This window comes from Grimontia sp. SpTr1 (genome assembly GCF_947387585.1).
Classification (GTDB): Bacteria; Pseudomonadota; Gammaproteobacteria; order Enterobacterales; family Vibrionaceae; genus Enterovibrio; species Enterovibrio indicus.
Genome location: NZ_CANDOD010000007.1, coordinates 55,802 through 81,473 on the forward strand (window position 1 = coordinate 55,802; position 25,672 = coordinate 81,473).

Annotated in this window: 23 protein-coding genes and 1 pseudogene; 20 read left to right on the forward strand and 4 right to left on the reverse strand. The window is 48.7% G+C overall.

Annotation, left to right across the window (positions count from 1 at the left end; genetic code table 11):
* Positions 1 to 19: 19 nt before the first annotated feature.
* Entirely contained in the window at positions 20 to 1,351 is a 1,332-nt protein-coding gene (locus tag QL223_RS11955) for a glycine cleavage T C-terminal barrel domain-containing protein (RefSeq protein WP_281544872.1), read from the reverse strand.
* A gap of 292 nt (positions 1,352 to 1,643) precedes the next feature.
* Here QL223_RS11955 and QL223_RS11960 point away from each other — a divergent pair, with 292 nt between their 5' ends.
* The 7 genes from QL223_RS11960 (at position 1,644) to QL223_RS11990 (ending at position 7,332) form a co-directional block, all read left to right on the forward strand.
* A complete protein-coding gene (locus tag QL223_RS11960; protein ID WP_281544873.1) occupies positions 1,644 to 2,279 on the forward strand; it encodes an SGNH/GDSL hydrolase family protein in 636 nt (211 codons plus the stop codon).
* Between the two features lie 67 nt (positions 2,280 to 2,346).
* Positions 2,347 to 2,865, forward strand: a complete 519-nt coding sequence (locus QL223_RS11965; protein WP_281544874.1) for a lipocalin family protein — start codon at positions 2,347 to 2,349, stop codon at positions 2,863 to 2,865.
* 312 nt (positions 2,866 to 3,177) lie between these two features.
* Positions 3,178 to 3,375: a hypothetical protein gene (locus QL223_RS11970; RefSeq protein WP_281544875.1), complete on the forward strand. Its 198-nt coding sequence runs from the start codon at positions 3,178 to 3,180 to the stop codon at positions 3,373 to 3,375.
* Positions 3,376 to 3,408: 33 nt separating this feature from the next.
* A complete protein-coding gene (locus QL223_RS11975; RefSeq protein ID WP_281544876.1) occupies positions 3,409 to 3,903 on the forward strand; it encodes a GNAT family N-acetyltransferase in 495 nt (164 codons plus the stop codon).
* A gap of 97 nt (positions 3,904 to 4,000) precedes the next feature.
* The gene (locus QL223_RS11980) at positions 4,001 to 5,143 is read left to right on the forward strand and encodes an ABC transporter substrate-binding protein (protein WP_281544877.1); all 1,143 of its coding nucleotides are present in this window, start codon (positions 4,001 to 4,003) and stop codon (positions 5,141 to 5,143) included.
* 4 nt (positions 5,144 to 5,147) lie between these two features.
* On the forward strand, positions 5,148 to 6,530 hold the full coding sequence (locus tag QL223_RS11985; protein WP_281544878.1) for a methyl-accepting chemotaxis protein: 1,383 nt from the start codon (positions 5,148 to 5,150) through the stop codon (positions 6,528 to 6,530).
* Between the two features lie 73 nt (positions 6,531 to 6,603).
* The gene (locus tag QL223_RS11990; RefSeq protein ID WP_281544879.1) at positions 6,604 to 7,332 is read left to right on the forward strand and encodes a MipA/OmpV family protein; all 729 of its coding nucleotides are present in this window, start codon (positions 6,604 to 6,606) and stop codon (positions 7,330 to 7,332) included.
* A 45-nt stretch (positions 7,333 to 7,377) separates the two neighbouring features.
* On the opposite strand, the gene QL223_RS11995 is transcribed toward QL223_RS11990, so the two are convergent.
* A complete protein-coding gene (locus tag QL223_RS11995) occupies positions 7,378 to 7,764 on the reverse strand; it encodes a DUF2306 domain-containing protein (protein ID WP_281544880.1) in 387 nt (128 codons plus the stop codon).
* A 133-nt stretch (positions 7,765 to 7,897) separates the two neighbouring features.
* Positions 7,898 to 8,404 carry a hypothetical protein gene (locus QL223_RS12000; protein ID WP_281544881.1) on the reverse strand — a complete coding sequence of 169 codons (507 nt, stop codon included), beginning with the start codon at positions 8,402 to 8,404 and terminating at the stop codon, positions 7,898 to 7,900.
* Positions 8,405 to 8,614: 210 nt separating this feature from the next.
* Here QL223_RS12000 and QL223_RS12005 point away from each other — a divergent pair, with 210 nt between their 5' ends.
* Together QL223_RS12005 and QL223_RS12010 are read left to right on the forward strand one after the other, a co-directional pair.
* Positions 8,615 to 9,250 carry a DUF1826 domain-containing protein gene (locus tag QL223_RS12005; RefSeq protein ID WP_281544882.1) on the forward strand — a complete coding sequence of 212 codons (636 nt, stop codon included), beginning with the start codon at positions 8,615 to 8,617 and terminating at the stop codon, positions 9,248 to 9,250.
* Positions 9,251 to 9,427: 177 nt separating this feature from the next.
* A complete protein-coding gene (locus QL223_RS12010; RefSeq protein ID WP_281544883.1) occupies positions 9,428 to 10,306 on the forward strand; it encodes a DMT family transporter in 879 nt (292 codons plus the stop codon).
* Between the two features lie 157 nt (positions 10,307 to 10,463).
* Here the strand turns inward: QL223_RS12010 and QL223_RS12015 are convergent, their stop codons facing one another.
* Complete coding sequence (locus tag QL223_RS12015) at positions 10,464 to 11,066, reverse strand: hypothetical protein (RefSeq protein WP_231590930.1); 603 nt, start codon at positions 11,064 to 11,066, stop codon at positions 10,464 to 10,466.
* Positions 11,067 to 11,169: 103 nt separating this feature from the next.
* On the opposite strand from QL223_RS12015, the pseudogene QL223_RS12020 reads away from it, so the two are divergent.
* The 11 genes and pseudogenes from QL223_RS12020 to QL223_RS12070 form a co-directional block, all read left to right on the forward strand.
* Positions 11,170 to 11,420 (forward strand): annotated as a pseudogene (locus tag QL223_RS12020) (hypothetical protein); the annotation flags it as partial.
* A gap of 98 nt (positions 11,421 to 11,518) precedes the next feature.
* Complete coding sequence (locus QL223_RS12025; RefSeq protein WP_281544884.1) at positions 11,519 to 12,529, forward strand: succinylglutamate desuccinylase/aspartoacylase family protein; 1,011 nt, start codon at positions 11,519 to 11,521, stop codon at positions 12,527 to 12,529.
* A 182-nt stretch (positions 12,530 to 12,711) separates the two neighbouring features.
* Positions 12,712 to 14,220 (forward strand): O-antigen ligase family protein, encoded by a 1,509-nt coding sequence (locus tag QL223_RS12030; protein WP_281544885.1) that lies wholly within the window; start codon positions 12,712 to 12,714, stop codon positions 14,218 to 14,220.
* A gap of 191 nt (positions 14,221 to 14,411) precedes the next feature.
* Entirely contained in the window at positions 14,412 to 16,235 is a 1,824-nt protein-coding gene (locus QL223_RS12035; protein ID WP_002539876.1) for a response regulator, read from the forward strand.
* A gap of 165 nt (positions 16,236 to 16,400) precedes the next feature.
* Positions 16,401 to 16,637 carry a hypothetical protein gene (locus QL223_RS12040; RefSeq protein ID WP_002539875.1) on the forward strand — a complete coding sequence of 79 codons (237 nt, stop codon included), beginning with the start codon at positions 16,401 to 16,403 and terminating at the stop codon, positions 16,635 to 16,637.
* A 369-nt stretch (positions 16,638 to 17,006) separates the two neighbouring features.
* On the forward strand, positions 17,007 to 17,333 hold the full coding sequence (locus tag QL223_RS12045; RefSeq protein WP_281544886.1) for an STAS domain-containing protein: 327 nt from the start codon (positions 17,007 to 17,009) through the stop codon (positions 17,331 to 17,333).
* Between the two features lie 25 nt (positions 17,334 to 17,358).
* Complete coding sequence (locus QL223_RS12050; protein WP_002539873.1) at positions 17,359 to 18,168, forward strand: OmpA family protein; 810 nt, start codon at positions 17,359 to 17,361, stop codon at positions 18,166 to 18,168.
* Positions 18,165 to 20,264 carry an SLBB domain-containing protein gene (locus tag QL223_RS12055; RefSeq protein WP_281544887.1) on the forward strand — a complete coding sequence of 700 codons (2,100 nt, stop codon included), beginning with the start codon at positions 18,165 to 18,167 and terminating at the stop codon, positions 20,262 to 20,264. Before QL223_RS12050 ends, QL223_RS12055 begins: the two co-directional genes overlap by 4 nt.
* Positions 20,264 to 20,971 carry a hypothetical protein gene (locus QL223_RS12060; RefSeq protein ID WP_002539871.1) on the forward strand — a complete coding sequence of 236 codons (708 nt, stop codon included), beginning with the start codon at positions 20,264 to 20,266 and terminating at the stop codon, positions 20,969 to 20,971. Before QL223_RS12055 ends, QL223_RS12060 begins: the two co-directional genes overlap by 1 nt.
* Before the next feature lie 3 nt (positions 20,972 to 20,974).
* Positions 20,975 to 22,516 (forward strand): response regulator, encoded by a 1,542-nt coding sequence (locus QL223_RS12065; RefSeq protein WP_002539869.1) that lies wholly within the window; start codon positions 20,975 to 20,977, stop codon positions 22,514 to 22,516.
* Between the two features lie 57 nt (positions 22,517 to 22,573).
* On the forward strand, positions 22,574 to 25,633 hold the full coding sequence (locus QL223_RS12070) for a PAS domain S-box protein (protein WP_281544888.1): 3,060 nt from the start codon (positions 22,574 to 22,576) through the stop codon (positions 25,631 to 25,633).
* Positions 25,634 to 25,672 lie beyond the last annotated feature (39 nt).

A 25,672-nucleotide genomic window follows, 5' to 3' on the forward strand; every position in this document is an offset into this window, starting at 1 on the left:
TGCACCGCCAGCATATAGGTCAGGAAACAGGCGCACTGGTGCGCGATTTCTCCACTTCCCGGGAGTTAGGGTTCACCGAAGGCCGGAAGGGTATACTGACGACCTCGGCTCCGACAACCTCTCCGCCAAATTCCGTTGGCAACGCTACCCTGTATTTGGTGCCGACATCCCGTCCATTCCAAGGCACATGGCAAAGCGCGATGTTGGTTTCCAGTTCTGGGCTGTACCAAGGCGATGTCACGTAGCCGACTGCATCATCACCCTCTTCGCCATAAATCAGCCAAAAATCGTTGGCGTAATCAATCACTGGCTCGCCACCAAAGACAATCCCAACCATACCAAGGGGATACGGAGATTCTCCGGCTTCGATTTGCGTTCTGGCTTTCTCTAGTGCTGATTTGCCTATGTAGTCGCCCTCTTTGTCTTTCGGCACTTGATAGGCGAGGTTACATTGGAAGGGAGACACCTCCTGATCAACATCCTGCCCCCAGGAAAGAATGCCTGCGGCAATGCGGCGGTGATGGGCGACGGCGGTCACTTTCAGGTTGTGCTTTTCACCTGCTTCCAGCACGCCATACCAGACTTTTTCCGCGTTCAACGTCGCGTCCAAACAGTAGATTTCGTAGCCTTTTTCTCCGCTGAACCCGGTCTGGGAGATAATTACGTCCGCGCCATTTAGCGTGCCTTCCATCAAGCCATAAAAAGGAATGTCACTGACTGCTGAGCCAAACAGATCCGTCATCAGCGCTTCGGATTTCGGCCCTTGGATTTGTACCGGACAGACATCAATTTCAGCAATGGTGACATCAAAGCCTTTACCAATGTTCACGCCACGAAGCCAAAATTCGATGTCACTGTCTGAAATCGAAAACCAGAATTCATCTTCCGCAATGCGCAAAAGCACGGGGTCATTCATGATCCCGCCTTCTTCGTTACACAAGATCACGTACTTTCCGCGCATGGGTTTGATGATGTTCGCTGGGCGAGTGATAACAAAGTCGACGAACTTTTCAGCGTCCGGCCCTTTCACCTGAATCTGGCGCTCAACCGCAACATTCCACATTGCCACATGATTGACCAACGCATCATACTCTGCCATCACACCGCCTTGCTCTTTGGGAATATGAGCGCGGGGGTGATACATGCGATTATAAATCGTGGCCTGCCAGCAGTCAGATTCATAAGACAGATGCCAATAGGGAGATTTCCTAACCCGTGTGGAGATCAGAAGCTCGACCGGTGTGGGACCCGACTGCCTGAGATTAATCGGCACTCGTCGGTTAGATTGATCAACAGAGGTTGTGTGCCTGGCTGCTGCCGCTCGCTTCTGCATGGGTGTTTTTTCATTCATTGCATCTGAACTCCTTGTATTCGGAACCCTATCTGTCCAAAACTCTGACGTTCCTTAAGGCAGATCCCCCACCGTCCGTTGATTGGATGCTTCGCCCTTTGTTGAAAAGCGCTTTCTAAAACGGATGATTAGCTAGCCTCATCCTGTTGCCTAAACTGAGGCGTTTTAAACATCCAAGCCATTCAACACGCGACACGGTAAAAATGAAAAGCGTCAAACCATCGCAGTCAATTGACGACGAATCCCATCAATCATCGTAAAATGGAAGCAATCAATATAAAGGGATATCTCAATGCCACGGATTTTATGTTTTGGTGATTCAAATACTTGGGGTTATAACCCTTCAAATGGCTCGCGTTGGGGCGAAGACATTCGCTGGACATCACGCCTTCAAGACGCGCTCAACATTGACAAAGACGACGGCTCCGAAGACCGTTTTGTGATTATTGAGGAAGGGCTCAATGGACGCACCACAGTGTGGAATGACCCAATGAAGCCTTACCGCAATGGAAGCGCTGCTCTGCCCATGCTGCTGCTCTCTCACCGCCCATTGGATTGCGTGGTGATCACACTTGGTACCAATGATTTGAAATCCCAGTTCCCTTCCGAGCCCGCTTGGATTGCAGAAGGCATTCGCAAACTGATTGGCCAGGTCAAAGAGTGCGACAACGCAGGCCATCCAATACCACGTATTTTGATTGTTTCACCCGCGCCAATGCACGACGCCAACAACTGGGCTTCAGGTTTTCGTGATGGTCGGCAGAAGTCTCTTGAGCTTGCGAGCTTTTTCCGTGCAGTGGCTGAGGAAGAAGGCTGCGATTTCTTCGAAGCAGCCACCGTCTGTGAGGCATCACCTATTGATGGCCTCCATCTTGATGAAGCAGGTCATGCGGCTTTGGCTGATGCACTGGCGAAGATTCTTCGTTAAATGAGCCACTAGGGTTTTGGCATCGTATTAAGCCATACTCACCAACAATAAAAAGAAGACACGATTTATGTTTAAAGCGCTCTTGATTGCAGCCTCTCTTTTTGGCCTGACCGCCTGCCAATCCATTCCTGAAGGCGTTGAGCCTGTCACTGGATTTGACGAACAACGCTACCTCGGGAAATGGTACGAAATCGCCAGACTCGACCACTCCTTCGAACGCGGCCTTTCTTCCGTCTCAGCGGAATACACACCACGCGAAGATGGTGGCATCAACGTCATTAACCGTGGTTACAGCGATGAAGACAAAGAATGGAGTGAAGCGTTAGGCCGAGCCTACTTCGTCGCCGAACGTGATGTCGCCCATTTGAAAGTCTCCTTCTTTGGTCCTTTCTACTCGTCTTACGTGGTGTTTGGATTGGGTGAAAACTACGATTACGCCTTCGTTTCTGGCTTCAATACAGATTACCTATGGCTGCTAGCGAGAACACCAGAGGTTTCGGAAGAGGTAATGCAGAAATTCATCGAAGCTGCCAAATCCCGTGGCTTTGATACTGAGGCTCTGATTTACCCTAGTCACAGCGAATAGGCGTCTGCATTTTTCGATATTAATCGCAAAACTTCAGTGCTCTTGGAAAGCAAGTAATACGTGCTTTGAGCGCTTGAAATGACATCCTAACAATTTAATGAATGGCCGCTTTGAGTAACTTTAAGCGGCTAATTTCATTACAATTGGGTGACAAGTCTAATTTTCTGGTTAATTTTCGCACCAACTCTGCCGCTTATGACACCAAGCGCTACACTTCGATTGACTGAAACAATCCGTTTCAAAACCAGATTGTTTCCTTGAGTCGCTTTCTGATTAAATAGCCCAACACTAATAACAAAAAAGTTAATAACAATGCCTATTACAACTGATACTCCGGCGACCCGTGATGCACTCGCCAGACTTAACGATGACGTTCTAAACACGATGGACAACGAGGGCAACTGTACGGTGAAAGTGAGTGATCTTTCCACCCTGTTGGCTGCCTATAAAATTGAACTTAACAAAGCCCGCTCGCTGAAAAAGTCCCTGTCTGAAACGTCAGAGGTCTAAACTCAACGCCGCGGTCGCAGAACACCGGGAACTATGCCGATATCACTGACAAAATCTAATCATCCTGACGATTGGCGAACAATTGAAGGGTTTCTTTTTGAAGCCATTGAAAGACTCGAAAGCGCGGGGATCCCTCTTTGGGAGCGTGAAGAGGTCTCGGTGTCTGCATTGCAAAAAGCATACGGCGATGACAGCCTGTATTTGGTCAAAGAAGAAGACCAGATCATTGGCGGTGTCTTCATCCTCGAAAGAGATACTCTTTTCTGGCCTCAAATCACTGCTGATGACTCTTTGTTTTTTCACAAACTAGTGATTGGCGATGCCTTTATCACCCGCGGTATTGGTCATCGCGTTTTACAGGCTATGGTGGACTTAGTTAAGTCAGAGGGGAGACAATGGCTGCGCTGTGATTGCCACGGTGACAGACCGAGGCTTCGTAATTTCTACGAATCGTTCGGTTTTTATTTCATTGACCGACGGGAAGTAGAAGGCTTTGATGCCGCGCTTTACGAATATCCCTGCCTGTAACCAGCACTGATTTCGACATCACAAAATCTCAATGATGAAACATTGGTTATGTTTCCTATACTCACTAATAACCAAATAGTTAGTAAGGGGCTTTGCGATGAAATTCTTACGCTGGATAATGGTGTCTTTTCTCGCGCTACCATATACCGTTTTTGCTGAGGTCGGTGTCACTGATACCACCATAACTTTCGGCATGAGTAATGCACTTTCCGGCCCAGCCTCGGGTTTAGGCACAGGGGTGAAAGCGGGTACCCTCGCCTACTTTGAGAAAATTAACCAGCAAGGCGGCGTTCATGGCAGGCAGATCAAGGTCATATCCCTTGATGACGGTTACGAGCCGGATCGCGCTGCCAAGAACGCGAAAAGGCTGATTTACACTGACAAAGTCTTTGCCCTTGTCAGTTTCGTTGGCACACCCACTTCAAAAGCCGTTGTTCCCGAAGTAAACCGTGCAAAGGTCCCTTATATCGGCCCTTTCACTGGTGCAGAGTTCCTCCGCACCCCTGCGAATCCAAATATTTTTAATATCCGTGCCAGCTACTTCAATGAAACCGAAAAGCTGGTTAACCATTTCATCAGTGATTTGGGATACAAGAAAATTGCCGTGTTTATCCAGGACGACGGCTATGGCGCAGCAGGTAAAGCAGGCGTACAGCGCGCGCTCAGAAAACGCGGCCTCAAAATCCATGCAGAAGGCAGATATACGCGAAATACATTGGATGTCGAGCAAGGGCTGAACAGCATCATGAGCAAAAATCCGGATGCCGTGATTTTGGTCGGCGCTTACAAAGCCTGTGGTGCCTTCATCAAACTGGCAAATCAGAAAGGCTTTGACGCTAAATTCGCCAATATCTCTTTTGTGGGCACTAAAAAGCTGATTGCAGAATTAGGTGCTGACGGCGACGGCAGTTATATCTCCCAGGTCATGCCTAATCCAGATGAAAGTGACCTTCGCATTATTGAAGACTTCAAAAAAGATCTCGCCGCCCAAGGTATTAAAAACCCTTACTACACCCAACTGGAAGGCTATTTGAATGCCATGGTGATTGTTGAAGCCTTACAGCAGGCAGGTCAGTCACTCACCCGTTCAAACTTTGTCAATGCGATGGAGAACATCAGCAACAAGAACTTTGGTGGCCTTTACGTGAACTTCAGTAAGTCTGATAGACAGGGCCTGGACGATGTATACCTGACGAAAATCGAGAATGGCAAAGCGATCCCAGTCAGCAGCATGAAGTGAAGCCATGAATAAGTGGATGTCGTTTTTTAAAGGGTTGTCGCTTAAGTACCGGATTCTTGTTCCCTTGATCGGGAGTATCACCGCATTGCTGGTATTGGCGGCTGTGTTCTTCCACCACATGACTGCTCAAGAGCTATCCCAAATACAAAAAGGGAAAGTGCAGTCATTGGCCAACTTTCTGAATCAATCCAGCAAGACATACATCATGAATTATGACTTGTCGGCGTTGGAGGAGTTTGTTCAAGTTGGAATGAAAGATAAGGATATTGATCATATCCAATTTATGGACAGCCTTGGGGTGCCTTACACAGAAACCGCCCCCAAGGAAGCCAGTGAAGGAGCATTGAAGTATTCGGAAGAAATCCTCGCTCCTGATGGGACTTTGCTCGGTGTGCTGAATATTACCTACAACGAGAAGGCTTCAACGGCGGCACTGCAAAGGAATCTGCAAGTGGTGCTGTTTTGCTTTGTCAGCATCATCATTCTGCTTTTCTTAATCATCTATTTCGTTTCTATGCGACTTTCTAAGCCGCTCATTTCAATCACCAAAGACCTCGCCTATGTATCTGAAGCTGCACAGGAAAATTCCCAGCTTGTTCTGCAAGGCGCAAAAGACATTGCCAATGGGGTTGAGAAACAGCGAAGCGCGCTGGATTCCAACGTCTCTGCCATGTCTGAAATCAGGGAGATGGTGGAACGCACCAATGAAAACGTCCTGACCTGTCTGGATGTGTCCAAAGGCACGTTAGCGCTCAGCTCTGACGGCAGCAAAAACATGGACAAGATGGCGCATTCGGTCGTGCTGATTGAAAACTCCAACAAGCAATTGCAGGAGATAAACGAGATCATCAGAAAGATCTCCGACTACACCAAGGTCATTCATGACATTGTTTTCCAAACCAAGCTGCTGTCACTCAACGCTTCTATAGAAGCCGAACGCGCAGGCGAGCACGGACGCGGGTTCGCTGTTGTGGCTCAGGAAGTGGGCCAGTTGGCCTTAATGTCGGGTCAGGCATCGCAAGATATCGATAAGCTGCTGAAAGACTCGATGGTCACCGTTGGCCAGATAGTGCAAGACACAGAACTGCGGGTGAAGGAAAGTAAGGCGCTTTCGGAGCAAACCCAGGTCAGTTTTTCGAATATCTCCAACAAAATTGAAGGGTTGGCTCAGGAAATTGATTCCTTTAGTCAGGCGTTCAACCAGCAAATGAAAGGCCTCATTCAGGTGAATTCTGCCATGGAATCCATGACAGGAATCGTCAACAACAACCACCAGATTGCCAATGAAACCTCTGAAGTTTCGATGAGTTACAAAGAGCAAAGCCTGAAACTCAAACAAGTGACTGAGACCATCGAGGATCTCATCAAAGGTAACCGGCAAAGCTAGCTGTTTGCCAAAGTCCGCTGAAAGAAACCTCCTCCATTGCAGTTCTTCTTTTTCATAGAAAAGGAGAGCTGCAATGAGAAAACGCGTCATATTAATCCTGTCCCCTTTGTTGCTGTCTGTCATCGCGACGCCAGCTTTAGCACAGGATAAATACAAGGATTTTGGTTTTGTCGGTGCCGGACTGACTGTCGGAGAATCAGTCTTTTCAAATCAAGGCGCAAAGGCTGGGGCTGAACCATACCTGTTTTACAACAGTGAACATGGCTTTATTGATGGCAGTCTGTTCACTTACAACCCTATCCCGTTTATTGGCCTTTCCGGTAACCTTCGCTTTGCAGAAGTTTCTGACGATTTCGACGACATCCCTTCAGGGATAAATAACCGAGATGGCAACGGCGAGCTTGGTATTACGCTGGGTACTGTCGGTGCCCGCCTCACTTATCTTCATGATGTTACCGACGAGCACAACGGCTACGAAATCCAACTGCATCTCGGCCGAGCGTTCGACACGCCCATCACCAACTTTGTCTTGTCACCCTACGTGGAAGTGAATTATCGCGACGAGAAGCTTTCCCAGCATCTGTATTCCATCTCAGCTCAGGAGTCCTCTGCCTCTGGCTTGGCTGAATTCAGCGCTGACGAAACCTGGGTGTACAAAGGCGGTGTTATCGCCCTTTACGATCTTTCTGAAGACTGGCTGGCCATTTCAGAAGTTGCACTTGAGCACCATGATAGCAACAGCCCCCTTGTGCAAAATGATTTGGGTTGGGAGTTCAGCCTTGGGGCTGTCTATAAATTTTGATAATAAAAAAGGCTGCCAAGCAGCCTTTTTTATTATTCGACGCGACTAAGCAAACAGCCAAGTATGCAGTAATCTTCCCGGCGTAAACGCAAATGCACCCGCGACCAACAGCGCCAAAACATACAAGATCACCATGCCTTGCTGATGTTTTTTCACATTACCCTTTCTAATTGCAATGAAGGACTCAGGCACGGTGTAGAGAGTGACAATACTGAGGATATGAATATAGCCAAAGTGATAAAACACCTGAGGCCCCACCTGCGACGGAATAAACAAGGTAGAGACGGCCGTTGCCACCATCAACAGCATATATATCTTTCCGAGCCGTTTATGCAGCGGGCTCCCTTTTCTGCGGGCAAGTAAATAGGTTCCGAGCAGAAATGACAGTACTGCCGTTACCAGATGAAAATAAATCAGCCCCAAACTTTCCATGTGCTCTTGCTCCCCTTCAGATCATCTCTCCAGAAACACGCAGATAGCGGGCAACTTTCAAGCTTTCGGCGAAAGTATCAAAAGCCAGAGTTGGCTTCAGAAACAAGAGGATGCTTAGCGAGCGACCTCTCAATCAATATTCATTCAGCAACTCAGTCATTTGGGCGACACACTTTAGCGCCTCCTTCTCCGGCATTCCCTTGAACATCTGAATACTTCGATGTAGAGGGCCATAATCAAACACTACCGAGCCGCCAAGCATATGCAGCCTCAATTGTTCTGAAAAAGGGCCTTGAGGGTCGAAAAAAGACGGCTTTGACATGCTTGGGTACACACGCAAGTTATGTATGTGTCCAAGTGGGTACTTTCTCTTTTTGTAGGTCACACCAAGCAGATGATAAGAATGCTCTAGTGTAGACGAGTTAATTTCTACCAACTCATGGCTGAACAGGTAACCAAAGAACAAAAAGAATACGATGAAAACGAGTAGTGATGCTAAAAACAGCGTCAGTTCAAATTCGTGATTCATCAAGAAAATCACGAAGAATGCCAGTGGTGGCAAAAAGGACAATTTCCATGCGAGCGGTAAGCGGTTGTTAAAATCCCATGTTCGGGTCTCTATCGAAGATTCAGTCGTCATGCTTACCTATCCTTGGCACCATAGTAAATATCTTTTTAATCAATGATCTAGTTTGAACCAGACGCCTCCTCCCTAGATGCTTCATTTTCAAGAACGAATTTCAGTTCGAAGAGAATCAAAACAACTTCTATCTGCAATACTCCATGTAGTCGCATACACTGAAATGTTATGTTATAACATTTCAATTGCGAGACAATTTGGAGACTGTCCATGATAGCGGAGTTCGAAACAGTCACCCGGCCAGTGACGGTTCAGAATACCCACCCAGAATGCCTAACCGAAATATTCCGGGAAGACGTGAATCTTACCGTCTGGCAGCGCGAGCTTTCGCAAGATTGCAGAGAGTTTGCCGACCAGTTCGCTGCACGGGTAGGCAAATACAATCGCTTTGTCGCTCTCGAAAATTCACTGTCTATCTGGGAACTTCTGCCTAAATGGGCGTTGGAACTTAAAGGCATAAAAAGCTGGTTAGCGGATGTGGAAGATGTGGTCGAAATGTATCGATGCCTTTTCGAACCCGACGCGTTAGGCGTTCGCCTTCAGGTGTTGGATACAACCATGTGCCCACGTTTCCATATCGACCGTGTCCCAGCCAGATTACTGGTGACATACTCTGGTCGCGGAACAGAATGGATAGATGAGAATAACGTTGAGCGTTCTAGCTCACCGGGGCAATTACCAGAGCAATCTGTCGCCCCATCTGGTATCAAAGAAATCCCCACCGGTGCCGTAGCGATATTGAAAGGTGAAGCCTGGGTCGGCAATGAAGGCCGCGGTATTGTTCATCGCTCTCCCGCTCCCGGAAGTGCCCCAAGATTACTGCTCAGTCTGGATTGGTTGTCTTAACCTCTCGTTCCAACGCATAAAGCTCACATCTGTGGGCTTTTTCGTCGTTCGTACACTTACCTTCTTACTCATACGAATTCATACGCTTTTGGACGCAGTCATTTTCCTTGTTGTCGCACACTGATTGCGTTTTAATCACTTCTCGACTCACTCTCATCGCGCAAGGATTGCTGCCTCATGCTGAAAAGCGCCATTCCCTTTGTCTTTGTCTTGCTTTGGAGCACAGGCTTTATCGGGGCCAAATTTGGCCTTCCCTATGCGGATGCTGCCACTTTCCTCTTTATTCGCATGGTGTTGAACGTCTTGGTTTTTGTGGTCATTCTAGGCGTAATGAAACCTGTGATGCCCAAAAGGAAAGTACTGTTTCACGTTCTAGTGTCTGGGCTGTTAATCCACGGTTTTTATCTCGGCGGCGTGTTTGCCGCGATTGGCTTTGGCATGCCCGCTGGTTTGTCATCCTTATTGGTTGGGTTCCAGCCAATCCTCACCGCACTGATTGTGATTAATCTTTCCAGCGAGCGGCTTAATCCGGCACAGTGGGTTGGCTTGTTCGCGGGTATTTTCGGCATCGCATTAGTCGTGCAAGGTAAGATGAGTTGGAATATCGACGCCCAACCTTTTTACGCTTACATGTTTGTATTCCTTGCTTTACTTGGCATTACCCTTGGCACTTTGTACCAAAAGCATTTTTGTCAGGGCGTTGATTTGGTCGCTTGTGCGATGTGGCAATATGTTGCAGCTGGTGTGTTCTTTTTGCCAATTGCCTGGTTGGTGGAAGGGTTTGAAGTGACTTGGTCTTTAACGTTTACACTCACCATGATTTGGTCAGTACTGGCGTTGTCAGTCATCGCAGTGCTGCTCTACCTTTACATGGTTGGCCAGGGCGCCGCATCGAAAGTCACCTCGGTGATTTATCTGGTTCCGCCCGTTACCGCGATTCAGGGTTGGCTGTTCTTTGATGAAGCGTTTTCAACGGCCACCATTATTGGCTTCATAGTCTGCGCACTCGCCGTGTTCCTTGTTATGAAAGCTCCCAAGTTGCGTGTTGGTCTTTGACAAGGTTAGGTCGGCTATCAACCCGCAACTTTTATCACCAAAGGTGAACAGACCCCAGGGGCGGCGCACAAATTCTGAGCACAGAGAGGATAGCAACGACTGATTCCCCCATATTCAGCTGCTTCGTGTTAACCACTTTAGATTGAGTTGGTCTTTGCTATTTATGCCTGCGTTCAAGCAAATCCAATACCTCGTTTTCCACATCAAAAATGGCTTGGTTTTTTTCGGCATCCAATCGCGTTTCTTGAAGAAGGATGGGATCCCAGCCACTTCTGTCCGCTTCTCTGAAATTTCCTCCGTAGATGTGGATACCTGCAGCGAAAAGATGTGTCGGGTTAGTCACTGAATGAATGGCTTGATTATCCATACTCAGCACTTCTCCTGCAGCGATAGAAGCGGCACCAACAGCACGAATGTCGGCTTCTCCAAATCTACTGTCTCCAGCTTTTTGCCAAAAAATATGATCTTCTCTTCCCTCATAGACACCCACAACTGCCCAAAGGTTATGATTGTGTGCGGGCATGGTCATTTTAGGTGCCCAAATAAAATGAAGAATGGTGAGATCATCTGACTCATACAGAAACTCGAAATCTGCTCGGTTACCAGGCATGAGCGCTAATTTGACCGAACCGGGATCGCGGAGACTTTCTCTCAACAATCGCTTAATGGCTTGTTGCGGGTTTTCCTGTTCGAGAGCTTCTTCACAACGCTCAATCAGCGTCTTGAGATCAAAAGACATTGCTTCACCTCTTACATCCATGCCCTACTTCTTTCATTCTAACCAACGTCGCTCCAACTGCCATCGGGCATCACTGGATCCCATTGACGAATTCAAACGTTTTTGGACACAGTCATTTTCCTTGTCGTTGCCCTTGCTAATGCTGGCACCATTATCTGATATTGCTGGTGTGCCCCTTCAAATTACGTTTCTGGCTTTCCAGTTGTGTGATGGACCAACATCATTGTACCGACATCTGCTTCATTGATGGCTACACTGGGTGTATGTCGCATAGATTGGGGTAATTGGGCGAAGTTTGTCTGGCGGTTTATGCTTTTACTTTTTGTCATCGCAAGTATCACAGTTGTGAGTGCACATCTCACTGGCTTCGCGTAAGCTTAAAGTATTATCGACATGAATAAAGGCGGGATGACAATCTCGCCTTTTTTGAGTTTTAACGACCTGTAAAATTCTTAAAAATAAGAACCTACGTAATGACGAAGTGTATTGAAGGAAACAAAATCGACGGCTTGTCCGTGATCTCTTCACTTGATGTGGACCAACTGGATGCAGGCTCACACAAGTTTTGGTTCCGTGCGGCGACCGATGCATTAGCACAGTGGCAACACCTTCCGGTCTGGGTATTTAAGGGCACTGAGCCGGGTAAGAAAATCATGATCACCGCCGGTGTTCACGGTGACGAATATAATGGCGTTTTGTCAGCACATGCGATTGCCCGTGCGCTGCATGGTAAATCACTGAAAGGCTGTGTGACCATCGTGCCTACCGTCAACCTGAGCGGTATGCTGCACCACAGCCGCGATTTCTTTTCCTCTGACCCTGACGTTTCCTGTGGCAACCTGAACCGCCATTTCCCGGGCAATCCGCAAGGTAACGAACCTCAGCGCTATCTTGATCCTATCTGGCGTAACCTTCTCCAGCCAAATGCCGATCTGGCGATTGACCTACACACGCAAACATCTGGCACCCGCTATCCGCTTTATGTGTTCGCGGATTATCGTTTAGATGACGCCGTAAACATGGCGCGCTTGATGAACCCAGATGCCATTCTGAACGATCCGGGCGACCCGGGCATCCTGGAAACCGTTTGGAATCAGAATGGCATTCCGAGCATCACGGTTGAAGCCGGTGTCGGCCGTTATACTGATATGGAAATGGTCAACCGCACCGTACGTGGAATGCTGAACATCTTCACCCTTTACGGTTTGATTGATGGCGAATTTGCCGCGGTTGAGCCAGCCATTGAAAGCGCCCGTGTGACCAGTATTCGCGCTGTTCAAGGTGGTTTTATTCTTCCGCAGGTTGAATTGATGCAGACTGTAGAAAAAGATCAGCTGCTGGCCATTCAATACGACAGCTTTGGTGAAGAGGAATACCGCTACCATGCGCCGGAAGGCGGTGTGGTATTAAGCCACAATGTCGAATCAATGCGTGCAGCAGGTTCGTTGGTGATTCGCCTGATTCATCCTGGCGCAACGCTCTGAATACGCTTCATTTCCTAATTTGACACGCAAAATCAAACAAAGCGCGCCGCACTGGCGCGTTTTTTCATTTCACTTTCTGTAACCCGTTATTTTAAAAACATTTAATAACTCTACTTTCTCTGGCGCACATTTTGCTGCGATCTCTGCTTTACTCAATGCATGGGATTTCTTCGTCCAGAAAAATGCAATTAATCGAATGGCTTAACGACCAGCGCCAGCTGTTGCTTGTCCGTATCAGAACACACTTCGTACACGCGACCGCCGCGTTTGTCGCGCTGTCGTGTTTGCTGTGGTTGGTCATTCCTCATCCCGTCATCCCCATTGCAATTGGTCTGGTGCCCCTTGCCATTCTTATTACCCTTTCTCAACCTGTCCTGCTGGGGCTGCTATTTATCGCTTTCTCTTTTTTCCGCCTTCATGAGGCTTTTGCGCCACTCTACAATTTCAAAATCCCCCTGTTGTTGTCCCTCGGTACCCTGACCACCCTGACATGGCACATAGGTATCAGTGGCAAGCTCAAAATGTGGTCTTCTAAAGAACTGAATACCTTCTACGTTTTTTTTGCACTTGTCGTGATTGGCATCCCTCTCTCCAGCAATGTGGGTGAAGCCATTGCCTACTTCAAAAACATCTACGTCAAAATTGGCATTATGACCCCCGCACTGGCGTGGCTGCTTACGGGAGTTCACCACTATCGCAATGCGCTCGTCATGATTACCGTATCTGGGGTCGTGGTGGCAATTGTCACCCTTTTCAATAAAGTCAATGGCATTGGCTTAGTGGAAGAAACGCGTGTCACCGTGGGCCGTGAACTTGGCTCCGTGCTTGGTGACCCCAACGATTTAGCGCTGGTGTTACTGTTCCCCTTTTCGTTTACCATCAGCATCTTGTTGACACCCGAACTTTCCAAGAAAACCCGCTTCTTTGCACTGATTGCGACTATCACCATATTTTTTGCCATTATCGCGACTCAAAGCCGTGGCGGATTGCTGGGCATCATGTCTGCTGTCGGCATTCTTGCCTGGCGCCGCGTGAAGTCGAAAACGTTGCTTTTCATTGGTGGCGGGATTGCCGCTGCGGTGCTGTTCGCAGTGGCAGGTATCAGTGGGCGAAAATCTGGTGGTGCAGCGGAAGAAGGTCTTGATGCATCGGCACAAGGCCGACTCTATGCGTGGGAAGCGGCTTTCTACATGGCGTTGGAAAATCCTTTGTCTGGCGTTGGCCTTAATAACTTCTACTTCAACTATTTCTACTATTCAAAGCACTGGGATGGTTTGAACCACGCCGTTCACAGCACATGGTTTGGCGTGCTGGGTGAAACGGGGTTTGTCGGTTTAATCGCTTTTTTTGTCATGACCATCACCGTTTACCGCTCAGCCCAAAGTGCTACCAATATCGTGAAAGAAAACGCCGAAAGGTACAGCCCTGTTATTCGTGCCATATCGGAAGGGCTTTACTCTGGTATCATCGCGTTCTGTGTGTCAGGTACCTTTCTCACCCAAGGCTTCACTTGGCCGATCTATATTTTAATCGCACTGACCGCCTCTGTTTACCGGTATGTGAAGCTGGAGGAAAAAGCATTTCTCCAGCAAAGCGAAGCGGAAAAACAAGCAGACGACCAAAACGCCGACATATCGCCTCCTTCACAAGAGCCACATGACTCTTCAGCATTTCCCTTCGATAAGCGCTAATTAGGGGCTGCTGATCCTTGCATTTAAAAACTTGGCAAAGTCCCTGCATAGTCCTCTTAAGAACACAGCTAAATACGTTAAATAAAGCAGGAATCGCGCTCAATTTGCTCAAAGTGACACGCAAAGTCATTGTCAAACTGAGAGCCTGACAAGGAAACGAGCAGGCCGCGAGGACGGCGAAGGAGATGATGATGAAACAGTTACCACTCTGGCTTAAATACATGCTGTCCGTACTTTCAATAACCATGGCCCTTAGCTTTATTGCGGGCGAAGCCGCTCGTTCATTTGAACGCCAATATCTTTCTGATCGAATGGACAATCAAATCCGCGCGAATTTTTCAGCGCTGACGGCAGCACTGTCTTCAGACGTACTCATCAAGAATTCTGGCGCACTGAATGAAAAGCTCGCACTGATGGCAGAGCATTACCCCGATCTCTGCTATATCTCCATCGTTACTGACGGTGGCGTGCAAATTGGACAATGGGGCGATAAACCGCACGACAACAACCCAATGGCTCTCAATTTCGTCAACTCTGTGACCTATCGTGACACCCAAGTCGGCGACATGCAGATCTCCATGAGTAAAAAACAAATGATGGCCGACATTGAAATCCACGTAGAAACCGTGCGCTTTTACACAGCACTGGCTTTACTCTCGCTTGGTTTTCTCATTTTCTTGCTGTCGCAAAAGATGGTTTTTGGCCCGCTATCAAAAATCAATCAGCGTTTAATAGACATTGCCAAACAAGAAGGCCGAGCACCGCAGCATGTCAACGAAATTACACGCCTGTCTAAGTCAGTCGATGATCTGGAATTTCACATTGAGCATTTGCGGTATCGAGAGCAAGAACTCGAGCAGGCGAGGGAACATGCTGTCGCTGCGAACCTCGCCAAATCCCAGTTTATTGCTACCATGAGCCATGAGATACGCACTCCGATGAATGCTATTTTGGGGGCGATTGATATCCTCAAAGAAGAAAAACTCCCAGAGCAATGCCAAACCCTCACCAATATGGCTGATGACGCTGCGCACTTGCTGCTTAACCAACTCAACGACATTCTGGACTACTCAAAAATCGATGTCGGTGCCATCAAGGTCGAAGAAAAAGAGTTTGATGTTGCTGAGATGGCGCGTGGCGTGATCTCTATGTTTGAAAAGTCAGCAGAGACTAAAGGCATCAGCCTGAGATTAGATGACAGGCTGAACCACCATATCATCGCCAAAGCTGATGAAGGCAAGCTCTCCCAAGTTGTCACTAACCTGGTGGGCAATGCCATCAAATTCACCCAATGTGGCGAAGTGGAACTCATGCTCAGCCATCACTTCCCTCAAGGTCTTCGCATTCACGTCAGAGACTCCGGGATTGGGGTAGATCCAGAGTATCAGAAGATCATTTTTGAACCCTTTACCCAGAAAGATGCGACCTTCTCGCGCACCTACGGCGGCGTCGGTATGGGGCTAGCCATTTCCAAGCGTTTGGTTGAATTGATGGGTGGTGACATCCAGTTGGAAAGTCATGTCGGATTGGGCAGTGAATTTACCGTGGTGCTGCCTTGTGAGCTGCATTACCCCGAAGAGTATGTACCTAACCCACACAGCAGAACAGCTTTTAAAAGCGACACAGGCGCTGCAATTCTCTTGGTGGAAGACAACGCTGCCAACCAATTGATCGCCCGCACCATGCTGGAGCGCGCGGGGTTCAGAGTGACCACCGCCAACAACGGCAAAGAGGCGATATCTGCCATAGAGAAAGAAGAGTTTGCGTTGGTGCTGATGGACTTGCAGATGCCTGAAATGGATGGTTTCACTGCCTGTGAAACCATCAGGGCACTCAATGAACATGGTCGTACTCTGCCAATTCTCGCCATGACCGCCAATGTGACAGAGAAAGACAGAGAGAAATGCAAAGAAGTCGGCATGGATGATTTTCTGGCGAAGCCCGTCAATAAGCGCAAGATGATTGACGTCATTGAGAGTTGGACGGGTAAAAAGCACATCAGCTTTAACGCCTAGCCTGACAGCCTCTCCCTTTGTCTCGAACGAAGAGGGAGAGGCTGTTTTCTCAAACCTCAGCCTGTGCATGATGCCCTTCTTTGTTCTAATTAGGCATCTACTCCCAAACAACCCCAATATGCTCGTATTCAGGTTGTTTGAGTATAAAGAATCAGGATTCGTACGATGGCTGTGACCGCAAAACACCTTTTAAAGATCTACCAAGACCGCGCAAACATGCAAGCGCCTGGAATCACTCACCCGCACGCCCACATTGTGGAGGGGACAGCGAGATTAGTCGAAGTGCTATCCAAGCTCCCGCCAGAAGAAAAAATCTTGATCGAGTGTACGGGCAAAACTCTGTTTATTAGAGAGACCAACGGCGAAGTGCTGGCAGAGATTGACCCTCGAATCCCTGATTAGCCTATCGCTGGCTTTCTCCATTTACCCCCAACTTTATCTTTGACTGCTCACCTACTGGTGTCGCTTAAAGTTGGATCAACATGAAAAGTCATCATTTCCTATTCCGCCAACTCACCAACAAATCCTCTACGACCTCCCGCAAAATCATCGATTTACTTCTATCTTATATTTAAGACAAACCGCTGTAATAAGCGTTAATTGGCAATCGACATTGAAGAGAGCATGAGTTTCCCATTTCTGTTTTCAAAATGAGAAATCCAATATATGCCCTCCACTAAAAATATCTATCCGACTGTTTTTAAACAATATTACAACATGGTATGGAATTCGCATTAGAACCCATATCTATACAGGTGAGGCAAAAAAGTCATGCAAATCGAATCCATTAAACAGCCTGATGAAACCCTGCTGCTGATAGTTCGTGGCGACATGGACGCTCAGGGATGCAGCGAAGCACAACCCATACTGGACGAGCTCGTTGCCGATGAGAAAATGACGGATATCACCATGAACTTAGGTGAAGTGGACTTCCTCGACAGTTCAGGCATTGGAGCGATTGTGTTTCTGTTCAAACGCCTGAAAGCAAAAGGCCACACTCTGTCTCTGACCAATGTTCATGGTCAACCGATGGAGATCATCACCCTGCTACGTATTAACAGTGCAATTACCGTAGAAGCCGCCCAAACGACTCAGTAAGGCTTTCTTCCCAGGGAGAATTAGGATGACAAACCGCTTTACACTTTTCTTCACGATACTACTGCTCTCTGGTTGTTCAGCGTTTCCTGACCACGGTCAAGGTGGTATGGCCGAAGGTTATCATTCGTCAATCTCTCCCGTCATGCCTGATGAACCTCTCGGCCCTGAGCATGGTTTGCGATTCGAATGGGAGTTAGGCGCCAGACACCTCGATGTTCTTGTGCTGGAAGGGGCAGAGCTTTGCTTCCCTGCTACCGTATTACAAGCACGCCGCCTACAAGACCGCATTGTTCGTGAGCTGCATGGCGGACTGGAATTTGACGCCGCCAACGACATCATTATCCAACGTGCTACTCTTGAAAGGCTTGAGAAGCAGCTAGATGCAGTGAAGCGCAGTGGCGCTTGTGTGCCTTCTTCTGCGATGGGTTACAGCAACGCCTCAGACCTCGCAGCAGAGATCTACACCTTACTCAATGTCGATAACCAATTTGCCTTTAATTCACCTGAAGTGAACCCCAAATACATGGGGCATCTAGCGGAAGCCGCTCATCTGCTCCGTGACCTGCCTCAGTACAATCTTCATGTCACCGGACATGCGGATTCAGTGGGCGGTTCTGCCGCCAACAAAAAGTTGTCTCTCGAACGTGCGATTCAGGTCAAACGTTACCTGCAGATTTTCGGTTTATCCCCTTCGCGCATCACAGTCGATGCAGTGGGTTCTACCGACCCGCTTTTTGAAGGCAGTGAGCCTCAGAACCGCCTCGTAAACCGCCGTGTTTCTATCGAGTTGGTCGAAGCTGGCGCCAATTCAAAAGATGATGGGAGTCAACCATGACCCGTTTCATCACCCTCATTTTTCTGCTGATGGTCAGCGTTTCAGCGACCGCGGACGAATATCGTGTGCAGGTGGGTGATCAGATTGCCATCATGTTGCCCGGCGAAGTCACGCTCAACAAAGAGTTTCAGGTTGATCGTCAGGGAAGGCTCACCCTCCCAGAAGTCGGCATGATTGAAGCCAACGGCATGACAGAAGCTGAGCTGGATGTCGCAGTGAAAGAAACGCTTGGCGCTGTGTTCCGTGATCTGTCCTCTCTGCAAGTGTTCATTAGTAAGCGACAGCTCCTCGTCACCATTCAGGGCTACGTGGAAGAACCAGGTGAGTTCACGCTAAACCAAAATGCCTCAGTGCAAATGGCGCTGTATGCCGCAGGCGGCCTGCGTGCCGGTGCTCAATTAGACCGCTTTCAGCTGCGCCGAAACGGCGAAGTGATTATTTTTGACTACAAGAAATTTCTCGATACTGGCGATTCAAGCCTGCTACCTGAACTGCGTTCGCTGGACACCCTGTTTGTACCTGCCTCTCCAATGATTGGCAACATTGAACAAACGTTTGACCCTACCGCACTGGCTGATTCCGGTGATGCCGCAGAAGACAGAGAAGCTATCAAAGTGTTTGGTGAAGTACTGCGCCCCGGCAGTTTCTCCGCCAAAGAGGAAAACAACCTGGTGGACATGCTGATGCGTGCAGGCGGCGTGACCCGCTACGCGGCAGTGGAACAAATCCGCGTTATCTCTGACAACGAGCCAAAAATCTTCGACCTCAAACGCTATCTAGACTCGGGTGATGAAAGCCTTCTACCGAACATTGTGGCAGGCGCGACGATTTTTGTACCTAAGCAGGAAGAGGAAATCAAAGCTGGTTCCAACACTGTGTATGTGATGGGTGAAGTCGCCAAGCCGGGTGCTTACGAAGGCAAAGAAGGCGCTACCTTTATTGATATTCTTGCTAATGCGGGAGGCCCCACACGTTTCGCTGAAAGTCGGCGAATCCGTATTATCCGACGAAACGGCACCAACGTTCCGTTCGACCTCACCTTGTTCTCGGAAGGACGAATGACAGATGCCATGCCTAAGATCTTGCCGGGTGACGCTATCTTTGTGCCAGAGAAACTGGATTTAAATGAAAAATCCTGGCTAAAGGTATCACCTACCCGTGCCGTCCGCGTGATCGGGGAAGTCCTTAGACCCAGCCGGGTTGAATGGTCAGATGAAATGTCGCTGATGGATTTACTCGCCCATGTTGGTGGTCCCACGTCACGCGCCGATACCAGCCGTATTGAAGTCGTCACGCCCATTGGAGGGAATCGCACTAAAACCTACGTGCTGAACCTTGATACCTTCATCAACGAAGGGCGACCTGACAGCGAATTACCAGAGATTCGTGCCGGCTCGACCGTCAGGGTCCATGATTTGCCAGATGATCCGACGGACAACAAGTCCAAATGGATTCGTCAGAGCTCAGACAGCTCCATCTACATATTCGGTCAGGTCGGCGCGCCGGGGCGCTACCGTTTCACTGAAGAAATGCACTTTCTCGACATCCTCTCCGCCGCGGACGGCCCAACCACTGATGCCGATATACATAATATTCGTATCACGCACTTAGACGGAAAACATGCCCGCGTCAGTCGCCTCAACCTTGCCCTGTTTTTCGAAACCGGTGATGCGAATTTGCTGCCAGAAGTGAATATCGGCGACACCATTTATGTTCCAGAAAAAGATCGCAACTGGTTGGATCGTCCGAAAGAAGAAACCATCCGCGTACTGGGTGCTGTTAACAAACCCGGTCGCTATAGCTTCGATGATCATATGACTATTCTGGACTTGCTCGCTGAAGCAGGAGGCACTTCCAACAATGCCTATGTAGAGAAGATCACCGTCGTGAACCTCTCTTGCTGCCGAGATCAGGCGCGAACTTTCAATCTTTCAGAATTCAGCCGAACCGCCCGTTTTCAGGATCTGCCCGTGCTTCGCGCCGGTGATACCGTTTATATACCCAGCAAGGATGAAAGCACCGCAGAAAAAATCCGCCAAGGGATTACCGACCTGTTCCAAATAGCCGGTATCGCCGCACTGATAGGAATATTGTGATGTTTATTTCGCCGCTCAACGTCGAGATCGAACGCATTTACTTTCAGATCGTTCGCAACAATTACAAAACCCTGACCATCACCGCCACGGAATCAGGCGAAGGTGTGACTTCTCTTGCTTCTGCCATTGCACACCGTTCCCTGCTGGCTGGACAGTCTACCCTTGTGGTTGACCTGAACCTTTACCACCCCAGCCTCGTCAGTCAGGGCATGACGGTCACGACGTATGACAATCATTACTTGCCGAACCCTGAACTAGTGGGCGTGGATGGTGAAAGCACTTACTTCACCGGGATCATTGCACCATCCAAACGCGAAACCATCATGGAGCTTCGTCGCCCAGGGTCTTTGGAAGCGTATGTCGAAGAGTGGCATAAAGACTATGATCTCATCATCTTCGACACCTCGCCAATGGCACGTTTGAACGCCAACAACATTCCTCCCGAAAGGGTCGCGTCCGCGTCGGACGGAACCATTCTGGTTGTGATGTCAGGGCAAACCACAGAAGCTCAGGCGTCCGAATCAGTAAAGAAATTACATGATGCGGGCGGCCACCTATTGGGCTGTGTGATGAACGACAAAAATAATCCGTCGCTGAAGACGGAAATTCTTCGCGAGGTCGGCAGGCTGTCCAAACGATTCCCGAAAATCACCCAAAGGTTACGTAAATCTATTTTCAGTAGCCATCTGTTATCGTTGGAGATATAGCGTATGGTCTCCGTGGTAAAGGAAGAATGCCGCCCCGCTACACTCGCTAAAGTGAGTAGCACACGAAAGCACTTAGGCGACACACTCAAGCAACGTGGCGTGGCTGATCACCTTTCCAACAAAATCCAACTCTGTTTTTCTGAAGCGGCCGCTAACCTGATAGAGCACACAGAGCCTCACCCAACCTTTATTGCCGTCTCTCTGGAATGTGTTGACGGTGCCTGGATGCTGCACATTGAGGATGACGGCGAATACTGGGACCCAACCTTGGCGGACCGGGTACAATCACTCGATACCTTTGAAGAAAAAGAGGGCGGCCGAGGACTTGCACTGATCCACAGCCTGACCGACGGACTCGAATACGTGAAACGCACCACATTTGGTGCCAACCGCCTCACACTGAAATGGAAGATACAACAGGTCGCGACTAAGCCCAGCGTATTAGTTGTTGAGGACGATGATAGCCAGCGTCGCCTGATCAGCGCGTATCTCTCCGAACACTTTAAGGTTTCTGAAGCCGCAAATGGTCAGGAAGCCCTGCAGTTCCTAATGAATAACCACGTTGATTTGGTGATTTCTGATATTCGTATGCCCAGTATGGACGGGTTAGACCTAAAAAGAGCACTCCATAAACAAACCAATACCCTGCTCACCCCTTTCATTTTCCTCACCTATGCGGACAGCCAGGAAGTGCGGGACAACGCCATGGGATTGGGGATTGATGACTATATCCTCAAACCTGTCACCAAATCCGCGTTGGTACAAAGCGCTCGAAGGGTATTACACCGCTCAGAGCAGATCTATCGCCAGCTTACCGATAAGGTAAACCATAGAATTACGCACTCTTTGACCCCGTCACTGCCAACAGAATCCCGCAACTGGCAAATTGCGATTGCCACCAGAAATACCGGGATTGGGGGTGGCGATTTGGTATTGCATCGCAACACGGATGATTTCCTGATGATCAACATGGTCGATGTGATGGGCCATGATGTGGCAGCCAAATTCTTCTCTTACGCCTATGGCGGCTACCTGCGCGGATTGATGTATCACGTCGACGACACTAGTGACCCATGCGGCACGCTATTAAGCCGTCTTTCCGACTGCGCAATGGACGATAATTTGCTCTCACAGGTCATCTTAACCTGCTGCTCTGTCGCGCTTTACGACAATGCCACCTTATCGATGGCAACCGCTGGTCATCCTCCACCAATTAAAGTCAGCGTACTAGGCGCTGAACTGATGGATGTCGGCGGCATAATGCCTGGCGTGCTCTATGGCGCAGACTACCAAACCCTGACCTCGAGACTCAGTTCAGGAGAGCGCATTGCGCTTTATACCGATGGCTTGTTTGAGGCGGCAGACTCCACGGAGAGTCGACAGGTACTCGAGAAAGCGGTGATGCGTGAACTGGAAAACACGCGCTCATTACCCGTCGGAGAGGCTGTTCAGCATGTTATGCAGGTTTTTGATAACTATGGAGATTGGCACCGAGACGATGCCACCATTGTGCTGTTGGAATATGCCGAGCCTGTACTAGACTGACAGTAAATCGCTCATTTTTTATGCCACCAAGCTCATATTTGTAAGCAGAGGCCCGCTTTGAAGATTCGCATTAGAACTATTTATCGCGTTGCTCTTTTTTTCGCCATTGGGCTGGCAGTGATGATCGCTTTCGCTGCAACATTGCTGGAAAAAGAAAAGCATGATGATGTGTATCATCTCGAGGCACATATTTCGCAATTGGTCACGCTGACCACCCTGCCTTATTTGGAACGGGGAGATCTGGAAGGGTTGCAACGTATCTCAGACGAAATCACCAAGCAACCGGGGATTTTGTACCTGACAATTGAAAAAGGGCAGGACGTTTTGGCTCACTCTCATTCATCGCGGGATCCCACCATTAAAGTCACCACCGTTTCGGTTCCCATCGAAAAAAGCCCGGTTCCAAACGTTGAGGCAGTGATTGGTTTTCAGGCTCAACACTTTGAATCAGCATCGTCAGAAATAGGGCAAATCATCATATTCAGCACGGTGGCGCTCGCCATCATCGCCATATTCAGTATCTACTTTATGATGGTCGGCGCAATGCGACCATTGAAACGCTTAAACCATCTGCAAGGCACCGACACAGCACCTCAGGATGTCAAACTGGTCAATTACGCCGATGATATCAGCGCCACCGTCGAATATATTCTCAACACCAAAGACAAGTTGGATAAAAGCTACGCTCAGCTCGAAGCTTCGCTCAAAGAACAAAAGTATTCGTACATTGAAGCGCGCCAGATTGAAGAGCAAAGCGAAGCCATCTACAAAGCCTCACATGACGCGATCATCGTGGCCAACGATCAGGGCATCATCATCGAGTTCAGCCCGGTGGCAGAACAAATTTTCGGCTGGGATCGGGATGACATCGTCGGAAAATCGATGGCGGAGACCATCGTCCCAACTCCCATGCGAGACATGCACATTCAGGGTATGCGCCATTTTTTAAAAACCGGTGAAGGCCCAGTCCTCAACCAACGCATCGAACTCAGCGCCATTCGTCGTAGCGGTCGGGAGTTTCCTATCGAGATATCCATCTCTGCAGCGAAAACACAGAAAGGGCACATCTTTGTTTCCTATATCCGCGATATTTCCCAACGTTTGCAGAACCAAACAGAACTTAAAATCGCCGCTCACGCTTTCGATACCTCACAGCCAGTTTTCATTGCTGATAACAAAGGCCATATCATCCGCAGTAATCCTGCCTTCTCGAACATTACTGGCTATCAGAGCAGCGAAGTCGCTGGCAAAAAACCCCGTTCACTGACAGCGAACCCAGAAGATCTCGGCTTCCACAAAAAGATATGGCGTATTTTGAATTCCCAAGGCAGTTGGGAAGGAGAAATGCGCTTACGGCACAAAGCCGGACATAACATTCCGGTATTTATGTCAATCACGTCCATTACCGATGAAAACAACGAACTCAGCCACTATGTTGCCCACTTCTTTGATTTAACGGAACAAAAACGGGGCGAAGCGAAACTCAAAGAAATGCAGCAGGCTGCAGAGAACGCCAATAAAGCAAAAAGCCACTTTCTGGCCGCCATGAGCCATGAAATCCGCACGCCAATGAACGGCGTACTTGGCGTACTTGGGCTTTTGAAAGAAACCGAGCTCGATGACTTACAGAAAAAGCTGGTGAAAACCGCCCGTGAATCCGGTGAATTGTTGCTGGCCATCATCAACGACATTCTTGATTTCTCCAAGATGGAAGCAGGCAAGCTCTCGCTCGAGGACAACCCATTCAACATGTATGACCTGTTCGAACATACGGTCGATATCGTCTACCCTCAGGCAGAGAACAAAAACCTCCAACTGAACTCCCGTATTGCAGACGGTGTACCAAAATATTTGGTCGGCGATGGTGATCGTGTCCGCCAAATTCTGTTGAATCTGCTTTCCAATGCGGTGAAATACACCAACACTGGCACCGTCAATATCAACCTTCAATGCTTACACCGCCGGCATGATTCGGTGCAACTTCAGGTCGATGTGAAAGACACAGGAATAGGGATTGACCAAAAACACATTCCTACCCTGTTTGAAGAATTCACGATGGCACAGGCCACCTACAGCCGTACCCATGAAGGAAGCGGATTAGGCTTGGCAATTTGCCGTCAGTTGGTCAGTCAGATGAACGGGCAAATCTCAGTGATCAGTGAAGTGGGTAAAGGATCCACGTTCACTTTTACCATTGAGTTGGCCATTGCGGATGAGCAAGAATCTGGTGAGGTAACCAGCAAGAGTAAGCAAGACATCAACCCAACCAATATTTCAGATAACCTGCGCATCCTTGTGGCAGAAGATAATCCCGCAAACCAAATCGTGCTGCGCACCATGATGGAATTCTCCGGTATTTCTGTCGATATCGTCAGTAACGGCGTCGAAGCCGTCGAAGCCGTTTCACGTATTCCTTACGACATTGTTTTGATGGACATTTCGATGCCACACATGGACGGCATGGAAGCCACCAAGAGAATCCGTGCAATGGACACTCCTGCTAAAGATGTCGTGATTGTCGCCCTCACCGCCCATGCACTTCGTGGCGATCGGGAGCACTTTATCGAACTTGGCATGGATGACTTTGTTTCCAAACCCTTTACCCGACAATCCATCCTTGACTGCCTTAACCGCTGGCAACCGAATGACGTAGGGATTGGTCCCAAATCTGCGCCAGACAGTGCACTCTCAATGGCCTCCAAACCCCTAACAGGCGTAGCGGACGTTAACGCCGAAGCCGATACCGGTACAGATAACGACGCACCAATGGTAGATGAAGCCACTCTGGCACAATTAGCCAAAGATACGTCCGCAGAATTAGTGCCAGAGTTGATTGAGTTTTACATCAAAGATGCCCGTCAGCGGGTGGAAAAAATCGCCCAGTCGGCAGATGAGAACGACCATTACACGCTTGAGTTTGAAGCACATACCCTCGGCAGCAGTGCTGCAGCCCATGGCAACAAACAGCTTTGTGCGTTCTGTAGAGACATCGAAAAGCATTGTCTTGAGCAAAGCTTTGACCTTGCGTTCGCAAGTGCACAAGCCATTTCTGATATTGCTGAAAAGTCTTTCGAAGCGTTAGAAACTCGGGCAGAAAAAGGCTTTACGGAACAGTAGGTCGAATATGTCTTACACTTAAGACAAAAACTAACCATC

What these genes read in the sequence shown, in the direction of transcription:
- QL223_RS11955 (WP_281544872.1), bottom strand. Translation starts at nt 1,351, where the DNA reads ATGAATGAAAAAACACCCATGCAGAAGCGAGCGGCAGCAGCCAGGCAC.
- QL223_RS11960 (WP_281544873.1), top strand. Translation starts at nt 1,644, where the DNA reads ATGCCACGGATTTTATGTTTTGGTGATTCAAATACTTGGGGTTATAAC.
- QL223_RS11965 (WP_281544874.1), top strand. Translation starts at nt 2,347, where the DNA reads ATGTTTAAAGCGCTCTTGATTGCAGCCTCTCTTTTTGGCCTGACCGCC.
- QL223_RS11970 (WP_281544875.1), top strand. Translation starts at nt 3,178, where the DNA reads ATGCCTATTACAACTGATACTCCGGCGACCCGTGATGCACTCGCCAGA.
- QL223_RS11975 (WP_281544876.1), top strand. Translation starts at nt 3,409, where the DNA reads ATGCCGATATCACTGACAAAATCTAATCATCCTGACGATTGGCGAACA.
- QL223_RS11980 (WP_281544877.1), top strand. Translation starts at nt 4,001, where the DNA reads ATGAAATTCTTACGCTGGATAATGGTGTCTTTTCTCGCGCTACCATAT.
- QL223_RS11985 (WP_281544878.1), top strand. Translation starts at nt 5,148, where the DNA reads ATGAATAAGTGGATGTCGTTTTTTAAAGGGTTGTCGCTTAAGTACCGG.
- QL223_RS11990 (WP_281544879.1), top strand. Translation starts at nt 6,604, where the DNA reads ATGAGAAAACGCGTCATATTAATCCTGTCCCCTTTGTTGCTGTCTGTC.
- QL223_RS11995 (WP_281544880.1), bottom strand. Translation starts at nt 7,764, where the DNA reads ATGGAAAGTTTGGGGCTGATTTATTTTCATCTGGTAACGGCAGTACTG.
- QL223_RS12000 (WP_281544881.1), bottom strand. Translation starts at nt 8,404, where the DNA reads ATGACGACTGAATCTTCGATAGAGACCCGAACATGGGATTTTAACAAC.
- QL223_RS12005 (WP_281544882.1), top strand. Translation starts at nt 8,615, where the DNA reads ATGATAGCGGAGTTCGAAACAGTCACCCGGCCAGTGACGGTTCAGAAT.
- QL223_RS12010 (WP_281544883.1), top strand. Translation starts at nt 9,428, where the DNA reads ATGCTGAAAAGCGCCATTCCCTTTGTCTTTGTCTTGCTTTGGAGCACA.
- QL223_RS12015 (WP_231590930.1), bottom strand. Translation starts at nt 11,066, where the DNA reads ATGGATGTAAGAGGTGAAGCAATGTCTTTTGATCTCAAGACGCTGATT.
- QL223_RS12025 (WP_281544884.1), top strand. Translation starts at nt 11,519, where the DNA reads ATGACGAAGTGTATTGAAGGAAACAAAATCGACGGCTTGTCCGTGATC.
- QL223_RS12030 (WP_281544885.1), top strand. Translation starts at nt 12,712, where the DNA reads ATGCAATTAATCGAATGGCTTAACGACCAGCGCCAGCTGTTGCTTGTC.
- QL223_RS12035 (WP_002539876.1), top strand. Translation starts at nt 14,412, where the DNA reads ATGAAACAGTTACCACTCTGGCTTAAATACATGCTGTCCGTACTTTCA.
- QL223_RS12040 (WP_002539875.1), top strand. Translation starts at nt 16,401, where the DNA reads ATGGCTGTGACCGCAAAACACCTTTTAAAGATCTACCAAGACCGCGCA.
- QL223_RS12045 (WP_281544886.1), top strand. Translation starts at nt 17,007, where the DNA reads ATGCAAATCGAATCCATTAAACAGCCTGATGAAACCCTGCTGCTGATA.
- QL223_RS12050 (WP_002539873.1), top strand. Translation starts at nt 17,359, where the DNA reads ATGACAAACCGCTTTACACTTTTCTTCACGATACTACTGCTCTCTGGT.
- QL223_RS12055 (WP_281544887.1), top strand. Translation starts at nt 18,165, where the DNA reads ATGACCCGTTTCATCACCCTCATTTTTCTGCTGATGGTCAGCGTTTCA.
- QL223_RS12060 (WP_002539871.1), top strand. Translation starts at nt 20,264, where the DNA reads ATGTTTATTTCGCCGCTCAACGTCGAGATCGAACGCATTTACTTTCAG.
- QL223_RS12065 (WP_002539869.1), top strand. Translation starts at nt 20,975, where the DNA reads ATGGTCTCCGTGGTAAAGGAAGAATGCCGCCCCGCTACACTCGCTAAA.